Consider the following 11,505-nt stretch of genomic DNA (forward strand, 5'->3'; position numbering starts at 1 on the left):
GGGCGCCGCTCGCCGCGGTGTCGGAGGTCTCGCCGCCGTCCGGCGATTCGGCCGCCGCCGGCGCGGGCGGCCCGTCCTCGTCCCGGATGATCGGGATCTCGCCGGTCAGCTCGGCGACGGTGACGGCGTCGGCGTTGCCGCGCCGACGCCGGCGGCGACCGGTCACCGGCGGCGAACCGATCGTCCCGTTCCTGGCGAGCAGCTCGGCAACCGAGATCGGCCGCGTCTCGACGTCGCGGGGGTCGGGCTTGGGCTCGGTCATCGGGCGCCCCCTCTTTGCCGGGCCATGCCCACGGACGAGGATTGGAGCAAGGTCGCGCTGTCGGCCTCACGGTCGAGGCGCCGCAGGATCAAGCCCTCCCGCAGCGCCCATGGGCAAATCTGAACCGTTTCGATCGACAGCGCTCGCATGCTCGCTTCCGCCACCAGGGCGCCCGCCACGATCTGCGGGGCCCGCTCGGCGCTCACCCCTTCCAATTCGGCACGATCTGCCGTGGTCATCCTAGAGATGAATGATATGAGCTGCCTAAGGCCCGCGGCGGTCAATGTGCGGCGGACTCGCGGTCCGGCAGCCGACGGGGCAGCACCGGTGAGGCGCGCCAGCGAACGAAACGTCTTGGAACTGGCCACCGCGAGGTCGGGTGGGCCGGCGTCGAGAGCCGTCGCGGCCGCGGGGGCCAGCTCGGTGTCCAGCCAGTCCCGCAGCATCGACACCCGGCGCCGCCCGGGCGGGTCTTCTGGCAGCCACTCCCTGGTGAGTCGGCCGGCGCCCAACGGCAGCGATAACGCCACCTCGGGCTCCTCGTCGAGGCCGCTGGAAATCTCCAGCGAACCGCCGCCGATGTCGAGGTTGATGATTCGCCCGGCGCTCCAGCCGAACCAGCGCCGCACCGCCAGGAACGTCAGCCGGGACTCGTCCTCCCCCTCCAGCACCTGCAACTCGACGCCGGTCTCGGCACGCACCCGCGCCAGCACGTCCTCGGAGTTGCAGGCGTCACGCACCGCCGAGGTGGCGAACGCCATCAGCTCCGCGCAGCCCGAACTACCTGCGATGGTGGCGAATTCGTCGATCGTGGACACCAGCTTGTCGGCGCCGCGCCGGGTGATCTTTCCTGAGCTGTCGGTGGCCTCCGCCAGCCGTAGCGTGGCCTTGGTCGAGCTCATCGGGGTCGGGTGACCGCCCCGGTAAGCATCCACCACCAGGAGATGAACGGTATTGCTGCCGACGTCGAGCACGCCTAATCGCACGCAACCAACTTAATGGGGCGAGGAATCGACCAAGTCGAGACAACGCGAATTCGTGGTCTAGCGTGGAGTTTTGTGACCCCCGCACAGCCCGTCCCCCGGCGGCGTGAAGTCGGCCTGGACTTCCCCCGCGAATGGGTGGAGTTCTACGACCCGGACAACCCCGAACACCTGATCGCCGCCGATCTGACCTGGCTGTTGTCCCGCTGGACCTGCGTGTTCGGCACGGCGGCCTGCCGGGGCATCGTGGCGGGCCGGCCCGACGACGGGTGCTGTTCGCACGGCGCGTTCCTGTGCGACGACGACGACCGCGCCAAGCTCGACGACGCCGTCGCGCAGCTGACCGACGCCGACTGGCAGTACCGCGACAAGGGGTTGGGCAAGAAGGGCTACCTGGAATACGACGAGAACGACGGCGAGGAGCAACTGCGTACCCGCACCGTCAAGGGGGCCTGCATCTTTCTGAACCGGCCCGGATTCGCCGGCGGCGCGGGCTGCGCGCTGCACATCAAGGCGGTCCGGTTGGGGGTGGAGCCGCTGACCATGAAGCCCGACGTGTGCTGGCAGCTGCCGATCCGGCGCAGCCAGGAGTGGGTGACCCGGCCCGACGACACCGAGATTCTCAAGACCACGATCACCGAGTTCGATCGCCGGGGCTGGGGACCCGGCGGCGAAGACCTGCACTGGTACTGCACCGGCGACCCGGCGGCCCACGTCGGCGCCCGGCAGGTCTGGCAGAGCCTGGGGCCCGAGCTGACCGAGCTGCTGGGCGAGCAGGCCTACGCCGAACTGGCCGTGATCTGCGAGCGGCGCAACGAACTCGGGCTGGTGGCCGTGCACCCGGCCACCCGCGCCGCCGAGTAGCCGCCGCTGAGTACCCGGAGCCTGGTGCACTTCAACGGCCAGCCGTCCACGAACAAAAACCGCAGGTCAAGGATTATTTTGCTGCGAAACCCCGTCGCCGGCGGCTGCCGGCGAGCCGGAGAACACCTGGCCACCAGGGCAGTCAGTGGTGTTCGGAGTCACCGACGAATGATTTTTAGCAGGCGGCGCAGGTCGGTATGCTCGGGGATGGCATCCCCGGTAACGCAGCATCATCGGAGTGCGCAATCAATTGAGAAACGCGCCCTACGCGGGCATGATCCCGTATCACACACGCCCGCTGGAGATTCATGATCAGGACCGACATCCACACCGTGGAGCTCGACCATAACGGACACACGCCGCCGGTCGTTCTCAGGCCGCCCGTGGTTCTGGAAGCGCGCAAACTCAACAAACAGTTCGGTCACGGCGATACCGCGACGCCGGTATTGCGGAACATCGATATCCAGATAACCCGCGGCGAATTCGTCGCCATGGTCGGCCCGTCCGGCTCGGGCAAGTCGACCCTGCTGAGCATCCTCGGCCTGCTTGACCTGCCGACCTCCGGAGATGTGCTCGTCAACGGCCACAGCGTCTCGCAGCTGTCGCGCCGGCAGCTGGCCGCCGTCCGATGTCAAACCCTCGGCTACGTTTTCCAGGCGTTCAACCTTCTGGCGGGCCTGTCCGTCGTGGAGAACGTCATGCTGCCCGGCCTGCTGGCGGGCAGATCCGGCCGCTCCCAGCATGCCCACGCGATGGGCCTGCTCGACCAGGTCGGGCTGGCCGCCAAATCCAAGCGCGTCCCGTCGGAGTTGTCGGGCGGCGAACAACAGCGGGTCGCCGTTGCGCGGGCGCTTTTCATGAATCCCGACGTCATTCTCGCCGATGAACCGACCGGCAACCTGGACACCGTTAACGGGCAGCGGGTTATTGACGCCCTGTACAACCTGAATGCCGCTGGCCAGACAATTGTCCTGGTGACGCACGACCGGAAAATAGCCGACGACGCCCCCCGGCTGGTTTCACTTCTCGACGGTGAAATCGAGACCGACAGCGGAATGGCTCACGCGCCCGACAATGTGACATGGCTCGCGGGACATTAGCCGCGACATTCGGCCTGCTCCGGATCATCAATTTTCGGGCGGTTCGTAAACACGCATTCCGGGCCGCCCTCGCCGCTTTCTCGCTGGGCGGCGGCGTCGCGGTCGTGGTGGCCGTCATGATCGAGGTCACCAGCGTTTCGAAAGCGGTGGAAGACGTCGGCTACCAGATCGCCGGTCCCGCACCGCTACGCGTGGTCGGCGCTGCCACCCGCGGCGGCATCAGTCCGGCGGTCATCGAGGACGCCCGGTCGGTCGCCGGGGTGGGAGCGGTGGTGCCCGTCATCCGCGGCGTGACGATGATCCGCAACAGTGGCGACGGTGGCGACAAGGGCACCGAGAGCTACGGGCTGGGCCTCGGCGTGGACTGCTCGGCGCAGTGGATCGTCGACCCGAAGGTCTGCCAAGCCGGGCAGCAGGAACCCCCGCCGGCGATCTCGAAGTCACTGGGCGACTCCCTGGACGCCTCGGCGACCCTGGTCACCGACGCCGGGCAGCTGTCGATGGAGAAGTTCCAGCGGGTGTCCGACCTGGACGAGGTCAACAACGGTCTGGTCGCGGTGCTGCCGCTGAGCATGGCCAAGGTGCAGTTCGCCCGCGGCGACCGGGTGGACATGTTGTACGTGACGCTGGCCGCCGACGCCGACGCCGACGAGGTCCAACAGCGGCTGAAGACCACGCTGGGACCCAGCTACAGCGTGCAGCCGCGCAGCGAACCGGCGAAGGGTTACAACGTCAACGACGTGCTGCTGCCGCTGCTGGGGATCTTCGCGCTGATCTCGATCGGTGTCGGGGTCATCCTGATCACCCAGATCACCCGGCTCTCGGTCGAGGAGCGCCGCCGCGAGATTGCGATCGCCTCCGCGCTGGGGGCCTCACCCGCCTCGATCATGACCGGATTCCTCAGCGAGGCCGCCCTATTGGGTGCGGCGGGATCGGCGATGGGCGTGCTGACCGGCATCGTGATCTCGGAGCCCATCGTGGCCAGCGCCAGTGAGCTCACCGAACGATTCGTCGGCGTCACCGTGCCGGTGATCCTCAAACCGGCGATCATCGTCCTCGGCATACTGGCCGGCCTCGTGCTGGCGGTCGGAGCCGCGATCGGGCCCGCCCTGTCGGCGTCGAACACCCCCATCGCGGCCGAACTGTCCGGCCGGGCGGCGCAGGAACAGACCACCCAACGCAAGATCTGGTTCCGGGCACTGCTGCTGCTGGCGATCGGGCTCAGCGGGGTGATCGCGGCACGGCTGGCGACACTGTCCGGCGCCCTGCTGGCCTGGCAGGCCATCCTCGCCGACGTGGGCGCGGTGGTCGCGCTCATCGGGCTGCTGCTGGCCACCGCGTACCTGAGCGCGCAGGCCATCACCAGCGTGCGGCCGCGGCCGGACAAGTCGCGCGGAGCGACGCTGACCATCGCCCTCAACGCGCTGCGCTCGGACCGCTCGCGCACCGCGGCGATCTCGGGCGCCATCGCAGTGCCGGTGGTGGTCGCGATCCTGCTCTCCGGGTTCCTGGTCGCAATTCACATCGGCGCCACCCGGGTCGCCGAATCCCAGGCGGACGGGCGCATTGCCATCACCACGACGCAGTTCGCCGACTACGGCCCCGTTGACGCCCGATTCGCCCCGCAGACGGTCAACAAACTGAACGCGTTGACCGGGGTGGAAAAGATCGAGCGGATGGCCGAAATCGAGATCAGCCTCAAAGACGGGTCACTGGCGCATATTCAGGCCCAGGACCGGCCGACATTTCCGTTCGGATTACTTGCCGGCCAATCCCCGGAGGCGAGTCAGAAGGCCAATGAAGTCGTCATCGGCAGCGTCCTCGCGCGGGAGAAAAAGCTCCGCATCGGTGACACTCTCGTATTTGGAAGTGGACTGGATGCGCAGGCGATGAGCATCGGCACCATTGTGGCCACCCCCGAATACGGCGGCCGCCGGATCTACATGCCGTACGCGATCGCCGAGCAGATCTACGGCCCGCAGCCCGCCGGCCTGATCTTCGCCACGCCGGCAGCGGGGTTCACCGCCGGCCAGGTCATCGAGAGCATCGGGGCCACCCGGTTCGACCAGCCGGTGACCGCGGTGGACACCGACGGCTACGCCTCGGAGATCGCGACATCCATCGGCCGGTATCTGACGCCGTTGAACACCCTCAAGTACGGCCTGCTCGGTATCGCCTTCATCTCGGTGCTCTCGACGCTGCTGCTGGTCGGGATCCGGCGCAGGCGCGAGGTGGCCCTGATCCAGGCGCTGGGGGCCACCCGGGCGCGGGTGTTCTCCATCACCACCGTCGAGGCCGTCGTCGCCGGCGCCGCCGGCGGCCTGTTCGGGGCGGTGCTGTCGATCGCCATCTCCGAGGCGGTCCGACGGGCGGCCGTGGTCAACGTCGGCCTGATCACCCCGCTGGTGTTCCCCTGGTCGGACGCGCTGCTCTACGCCGTATTGGCCACCGTCGCCGCGGTTTTCGCGGCCATCATTCCCGCCTGGAAGAGCACGCGGTCCACTCCGGCGACCGAACTTCGCGACGAGTAAGAGCTCCGCCGACACCGAGGATGCCATGACAGCGACCGTCCCTACCGTGCCGGGATTCTCCGGCGTAGTCATCGCCCCGGGCGACGCCCGCTACGACGAGGTCCGTCAGGTCTTCAACGGCATGATCGACAAGCGGCCGCGCCTGGTGCTGCAGTGCCGCTCCCAGGACGACATCGTCGCCGCCGTGCGCTACGCGGTGGCCGCCGGAGCCGAGATCGCGGTGCGCAGCGGCGGACACAGCGTCGCCGGTCATTCGGCCACCGACGGCGGCATCGTCATCGACCTGACCCAGCTGCGCGGGGTGCGGGTCGACGCGCAAGCGCGGATCGCCTATGTCGACGCCGGCGCCACCTGGGGCGACGTCGACCCGGTGACCAGTAGGCACGGGCTGGCCTGCCCGGGCGGGGTGGTGTCGACGACCGGCGTCGGCGGGTTCTCGCTCGGCGGCGGCATCGGCTGGCTCTCCCGCGCCCACGGGATGACCTGCGACAACCTGATCGGCGCGACACTGGTGACCGCATCCGGCGACGTGTTGACCGTCAGCGAGACCGAGCACCCGGAGGTGTTGTGGGGGCTGCGCGGCGGAGGCGGCAACTTCGGCGTCGTAGCGCAGTTCGTGCTGCGCCTGCACCCCGTGAACGCGGTGACCGCCGGCGTGCAGTCCTACCCCGACACCGACGCCGAGGCGGCCCTCAAGCATTTCCGCGCCCAGATGGACAACGCACCCGACCACCTGGCGTCCATCCTCGACTTCTCCACCGACTTCACCACCGGCAAGTCGCTGGTCAATGTGCTGGCCTGTTCAACGCGGACCGACGCGATCGGCAGCAACGATGTCAGCGCCCTGCTCGACGTCCGTGGCGCGGCGGCGAAGCCGGTGGTGGCGGTGCAGCACACGCTGGACTACTCGACCTGGCAGCAGGCCCTCGACTACACGGCGCCGTACGGCTGGCTGAACTACTGGAAATCGCTGTTCGTCACCGAGCTCACCGACGAGGCGATCCGGCGCATCGCGCTGCTCGGCCGGTCACGCCCCTCGACGCAGACCCGGCTGCACCTGATCCGGCTCGGCGGGTACGCCAGTCGCGTTCCGCCGGAGTCCACGGCCGTCGTCGCCCGCGACCACCCGTACATCATCCATCTGATGACGACCTGGACCGACCCCGCCGACACCGCGCGGTGCACGGCGTGGGCCGGGCAGGCCTTCGAGATCCTGCGCCCACTCGGCCCGGCGAGCGCCTACCTGAACTTCGTGGGCGACGAAGGGCAGGACCGTATCCGGGCGACCTTCGGCGATGCCGGTTATCAGCGGCTCGCCGAACTCAAGGCGCGGCTGGACCCGCAGAATCGGTTCAGGCTCAACCACAACATCGCGCCCGCCGATTAACGCTCGCAGTTCTTAGTGTGTCGCCAACGCGGCCACACGTTTGCCCAGCGCACGATGGGTATTGTGGTCCGCGGGGGAAAGGACGCAACGATGTCTGCCGCGCACGATCATGAGCAGGATCATGAGCTGGCTTTCGCCGGTGTTGCGCGCCTGGCACAGCTGGTGCGTGAGCGGGAGGTGTCCCCGCGCGAGTTGGTGGCCCTCTACCTGGATCGGATCGCCCGGCTCGACCCGGTGCTGAACGTGTTCCGCACGGTGCTGGGTGACCGGGCGATGGACGAGGCGGCGCGCATCGAGCGGCGGTTGGCCGCCGGGGAGGTGCTGCCGCTGGCCGGTGTGCCGATCGCGGTCAAGGACGACACCGACGTGGCCGGTGTTTCGTCCATGTGCGGCACCGGAATCGATGTCGGCCCGGCGAGCACCGACAGCGCCGCGGTGCGCCGGCTGCGGGCCGCGGGTGCGGTGATCATCGGCAAGACCCACCTCTCGGAGTTCGGCGCCTACCCGGTGTGCGAATCGGCGACCTGGGGCGTGACCCGCAACCCGTGGGATCTGTATCGGACCCCGGGCGGCTCCAGCGGTGGTTCGGCCGCGGCGGTCGCCTCCGGGATGGTGCCGGGCGCCACCGGCAGCGACAGCGGCGGCTCGGTGCGAATCCCGGCCGCCTGCTGCGGGTTGGTCGGTCTCAAGGGCCAGCGCGGCCGGATCAGCGCCAAGGAGTCGCCCGAACGGGCATACCGCTTCCACGGCCTCAACCACATCGGGCCGCTGGCTCGCAGTGTCGTCGACACGGCACTACTGCACGACGCGATGACCGGGCCCGAACCCGACGACGAGATTCCGTCACCGCCGCCGGCGCCGCCGCTGATGGACGCGCTGGTGGCGCCGACGCGGCGGTTGCGGATCGCGATGTCGTTCAAGCCGGTGGTCCCGGTGCACGTCAGCGACGAGGTGCGCCGCCCGGTCCTTGAGACCGCGGAGTTGTTGCGATCACTGGGTCACGATGTCGTCGAACGCGACCCGGTCTATCCGGTGGTGGGGATCGCCGCGGTGCTCGCGCTGTTCATGAACGGCTTCGCCGATGAGATCGACCGACTCCCGAAAACCGAACTGCTGGAACGGCGGATGCAGGCCGAGGCGCGGACCAGCCGGCTGGTTCCGGACTGGCTCGCCCGTCGTGCGGTCGCCGCCGAGCCCCGCATCACCGCCCGCTCGCAGCGCCGGATCGCCGACTTCGACGTCCTGATGACACCGGTGCTGGCGATACCGCCGGTGCGGGTGGGCTACTTCGAGGGGTACGGCCCGACCCGGGCGATGCTGCGGATGCTGAAGTTCATCCCCTTCACCTTCCCGCAGTGCTACAGCGGTCAGCCGGCCATGTCGGTGCCCGCCGGTTTCGACGCCGACGGCGTGCCCGAGGCGGTGCACCTGGTGGGGAGAGCCAACGACGAGGCAACCCTGATTTCGCTTGCCGCACAGCTCGAATCGGTACGGCCGTGGGCTCAGCTCCGGCCGCCGACCGAGGCGTTGCTGTCCCAGGTCCGGTAGCGAACGGTCGCGCGCTACGCCAACGGGTAGCGCTCTCGCAAACCCGTCAGTGTCGCCTCAATGCCAGCGGCATTGGTCCTGGCGGACCGGGTCAGCTCGTAGAACTTCAATTTGAGCGCACCCCCGTTCCGGTAGTCGAATGTCTCCACCGAGGCAGATTGAGCACCGAACTGAGGTAAGTCGAATTCCTCACCATTCCCTTAGAATCAGGCCTACTGATCAGCCCGGGTTCTTGTCGGATGCTCGAACTAGTGTTCGGTTTATGGGTAGGGATGCGCTCGCCGATCGGGACACCATCATGGGGTGTCTCGATGAGCAGGAGGCGATTAATGCCCGGTTGGCCCAGTGTTCGTTTGATGCATTGAGCCCCGAGGAGCTGGTGGAGGTGCTGGCCCGCCGGGAAGTGTTGGCATGGCAGGCGCCGGCCATCGATCACCAGATCTTGGCCCGGCTGGTGGCTGAGGGCCATGATGAGGTATTAGCAGGGTGTTCGCTGACCAAAGCGTTGAGTGAGCGGTTGCGAATCAGTACGGCGGACGTACGCCGGCGGGTGGACGAGGCCGCCGAGTTGGGCCCGCGCACCTCCATCACCGGCGAACCCCTTGAACCGGTACTTCCGGCGCTGGCAGCGGCCCAAGCCGACGGGCGGGTGGGCCCCGAGCAGGTGGCGATCGCGCGTAAGGCGATGGCGAAGATCCCCGCCAGAGTGAGTGCTTCCGATCGCGGGCGCGCCGAGCGCGATCTGGCGGCGTTGGCCTCCGAGTTCGCTCCGGAGACCTTTCAACGCCTGGCTGCACACCTAATCGCGGTGCTGGATCAAGATGGCGACGAGCCCGATGACCGTGAGCGCCAAGCCCGGCGCGGCCTGCGACTGGGTCGCCAGGACACCGACGGGATGAGCACCGTGTCCGGCAAGATCACCCCGGAGTTGCGGGCCACCCTGGAGCCGATCCTGGCCAAACTGGGGGCGCCGGGCATGTGCAACGCCGCCGACGAAACGCCCTGTGTCAGTGGCACGCCGAGCCAAGCGCAGATCCAGGCTGATCACCGCACCCGCGATCAACGCCACCATGACGCGCTGCTGGCCGCACTGCGGGCGGTACTGGCCTGTGGAGATCTGGGGCAGCTCAATGGTCTGCCGGTCACGGTGATCGTCTCGACCACGCTGGCCGAACTGCAGGCTGCGGCCGGCAAGGCGCACACCGCCGGCGGCAGCCTGCTGCCGATGAGTGACCTGCTGCGGATGGCCGGCCACGCGTATCACTACCTGAGTGTCTTCGACGGCCAAGGTCGGGCGCTGTGGCTGGGCCGGGCCAAACGACTCGCCTCTGCCGACCAGCGCATCGTGTTGCACGCCCGCGACCGCGGCTGCACCCGCCCCGGGTGCACGGTGTCGGGATATCTTTCCCAGGCGCACCATCTGGAACAGGATTGGGCGAACAACGGCCAAACCGACGTCGATTCCCTCGCGCTGGCGTGTGCCCCGGATAATCGGATGGCCAGCGAGCAGGGCTGGGTCACCCGACTCGGCGACTCCGGCCGCGTCGAATGGATCCCACCGGCAAAAGTCGACCACGGCCAGCCGCGAGTCAATCCCTTCCACTTCATCGAAGCCGTCATCGACTACCACCGCCACCGGCCACCCGATGATCCGCCCGACGAGCAACCACCACCACCCGACGACGAATGGCCACCGCGCGACGACCCGGTATTCGACGACCCGTTGTTCGACGAGGCTGCCTACGAAGCTGTGGCCGTCGAGGGCCTCGCGCAACGGCACATCTTCGAGGACGACAACTGGGCGGAAGCCGGATGACGACGTGCTGCCGCCGGTTGGTCAGCGGTCCAGGTAGCCGTTGTCGCGGTACCACTCGTAGCCGGCCCGCAGCGCGGTGGCGAACGGGGTGAACGGCACACCCAATTCCTCGCGGGACTTGGTGGCGTCGGCGAAGATGTCCGCGGTGGACAGTCGCATCTGGCGGGCGTCGATCGGCAGTCGCGGTCCGACGACGGCGCGGGCCACGCTGACACCCGCCGCGGCCACCGGAATGAACCAGCGCGGCAACATGACCGACGGTGGACGCCGACCGAAGAGTCCGTTGGCTTCGGTGAATGCCGCACGGAAGGACAGGTTCTCACCGCCCAGGATGTAGCGTTCGCCGATCCGGCCCCGCTCGGCGGCCGCGATGTGCCCGGCCACCACATCGTCGACCGAGACGAAGTTGGTGCCGCCGGGTGCGGCGAACCACAGTCGGCCGTGCTGCGCTTCGACGAGCATGGCGCTGGCGATGCGGTTGACGTCGCGGGGTCCGATGACGGCCGACGGGTTGACGATCACCACCGGCAGGCCGGCCGCAGCCGCCTTGCGCAGTTCCGCCTCGGCGAGGTGCTTGCTGTGCGCGTACGGGAACTGCCTCGGGCGGATGTTGAACTCATCGGTCTCGACCAACTCGTGACCCCGCGACGGAATACCCAGCGCGGCAAGCGAACTGGTATAGACGAAACGCTCGACTCCGGCGCGCTGGGCGGCGGCGGCCATATCGCGGGTGCCGTCGACGTTGGTGCGATACAGCCGGGTCTGGGTGCGGTAACGCCAGTAGTCCGAGATCGCCGCGGTGTGAAACACCCAGTCGCAGCCGGCCATCGCCTCGGTGAGCGCCTCGACGCCGTCGTTGACGTCGCCGACGCGGGTCTCGCACTCCAGGCCGGCCAGTGCCGCCATCGGTGAGGTGGAGCGACGCAGCACCCGCACCTGCATGCCGCGCTCCAGCAACGCGGCGACCAGGTTCGAGCCGACGAAACCGGTTCCCCCGGTGACGAATGCGCGCAT

General features: G+C 68.4%; 8 protein-coding genes and 2 pseudogenes. 6 read left to right on the plus strand and 4 right to left on the minus strand.

Going from position 1 to position 11,505, the window contains the following annotated elements; genetic code table 11:
* Both DQP56_RS13025 and DQP56_RS13030 read right to left on the minus strand, forming a co-directional pair.
* Positions 1–262: pseudogene (locus tag DQP56_RS13025) on the minus strand (hypothetical protein); the annotation flags it as partial.
* Complete coding sequence (locus DQP56_RS13030; protein ID WP_112686035.1) at positions 259–1,248, minus strand: Ppx/GppA family phosphatase; 990 nt, start codon at positions 1,246–1,248, stop codon at positions 259–261. The pseudogene DQP56_RS13025 and the gene DQP56_RS13030, both read right to left, overlap by 4 nt.
* A 72-nt stretch (positions 1,249–1,320) precedes the next feature.
* Here DQP56_RS13030 and DQP56_RS13035 point away from each other — a divergent pair, with 72 nt between their 5' ends.
* The 5 genes from DQP56_RS13035 to DQP56_RS13055 all read left to right on the plus strand — a co-directional run bounded on the left by DQP56_RS13035 (position 1,321) and on the right by DQP56_RS13055 (position 8,675).
* Complete coding sequence (locus DQP56_RS13035) at positions 1,321–2,109, plus strand: DUF3109 family protein (RefSeq protein ID WP_112686037.1); 789 nt, start codon at positions 1,321–1,323, stop codon at positions 2,107–2,109.
* A gap of 308 nt (positions 2,110–2,417) precedes the next feature.
* Positions 2,418–3,209: an ABC transporter ATP-binding protein gene (locus DQP56_RS13040; protein WP_234825647.1), complete on the plus strand. Its 792-nt coding sequence runs from the start codon at positions 2,418–2,420 to the stop codon at positions 3,207–3,209.
* The gene (locus tag DQP56_RS13045) at positions 3,191–5,740 is read left to right on the plus strand and encodes an FtsX-like permease family protein (protein WP_234825648.1); all 2,550 of its coding nucleotides are present in this window, start codon (positions 3,191–3,193) and stop codon (positions 5,738–5,740) included. Before DQP56_RS13040 ends, DQP56_RS13045 begins: the two co-directional genes overlap by 19 nt.
* 25 nt (positions 5,741–5,765) lie before the next feature.
* Complete coding sequence (locus tag DQP56_RS13050) at positions 5,766–7,127, plus strand: FAD-binding oxidoreductase (protein ID WP_112686039.1); 1,362 nt, start codon at positions 5,766–5,768, stop codon at positions 7,125–7,127.
* A 90-nt stretch (positions 7,128–7,217) separates the two neighbouring features.
* Positions 7,218–8,675 carry an amidase family protein gene (locus tag DQP56_RS13055; protein WP_165825012.1) on the plus strand — a complete coding sequence of 486 codons (1,458 nt, stop codon included), beginning with the start codon at positions 7,218–7,220 and terminating at the stop codon, positions 8,673–8,675.
* 14 nt (positions 8,676–8,689) lie between these two features.
* Here the strand turns inward: DQP56_RS13055 and DQP56_RS25270 are convergent.
* Positions 8,690–8,821: pseudogene (locus DQP56_RS25270) on the minus strand (SRPBCC family protein); the annotation flags it as partial.
* Positions 8,822–8,937: 116 nt separating this feature from the next.
* Here DQP56_RS25270 and DQP56_RS13065 point away from each other — a divergent pair.
* The gene (locus DQP56_RS13065; protein ID WP_112686043.1) at positions 8,938–10,491 is read left to right on the plus strand and encodes an HNH endonuclease signature motif containing protein; all 1,554 of its coding nucleotides are present in this window, start codon (positions 8,938–8,940) and stop codon (positions 10,489–10,491) included.
* Between the two features lie 21 nt (positions 10,492–10,512).
* Here the strand turns inward: DQP56_RS13065 and DQP56_RS13070 are convergent, their stop codons facing one another.
* On the minus strand, positions 10,513–11,505 hold the full coding sequence (locus DQP56_RS13070) for an NAD-dependent epimerase/dehydratase family protein (RefSeq protein ID WP_112686045.1): 993 nt from the start codon (positions 11,503–11,505) through the stop codon (positions 10,513–10,515).

Origin of the sequence: Mycolicibacter senuensis (genome assembly GCF_003284925.1) — a bacterium.
GTDB classification, from domain to species: Bacteria; Actinomycetota; Actinomycetes; order Mycobacteriales; family Mycobacteriaceae; genus Mycobacterium; species Mycobacterium algericum_A.

What these genes read in the sequence shown, in the direction of transcription:
- DQP56_RS13065 (WP_112686043.1), top strand. Translation starts at nt 8,938, where the DNA reads ATGGGTAGGGATGCGCTCGCCGATCGGGACACCATCATGGGGTGTCTC.
- DQP56_RS13040 (WP_234825647.1), top strand. Translation starts at nt 2,418, where the DNA reads ATGATCAGGACCGACATCCACACCGTGGAGCTCGACCATAACGGACAC.
- DQP56_RS13050 (WP_112686039.1), top strand. Translation starts at nt 5,766, where the DNA reads ATGACAGCGACCGTCCCTACCGTGCCGGGATTCTCCGGCGTAGTCATC.
- DQP56_RS13045 (WP_234825648.1), top strand. Translation starts at nt 3,191, where the DNA reads ATGGCTCGCGGGACATTAGCCGCGACATTCGGCCTGCTCCGGATCATC.
- DQP56_RS13070 (WP_112686045.1), bottom strand. Translation starts at nt 11,505, where the DNA reads ATGCGCGCATTCGTCACCGGGGGAACCGGTTTCGTCGGCTCGAACCTG.
- DQP56_RS13055 (WP_165825012.1), top strand. Translation starts at nt 7,218, where the DNA reads ATGTCTGCCGCGCACGATCATGAGCAGGATCATGAGCTGGCTTTCGCC.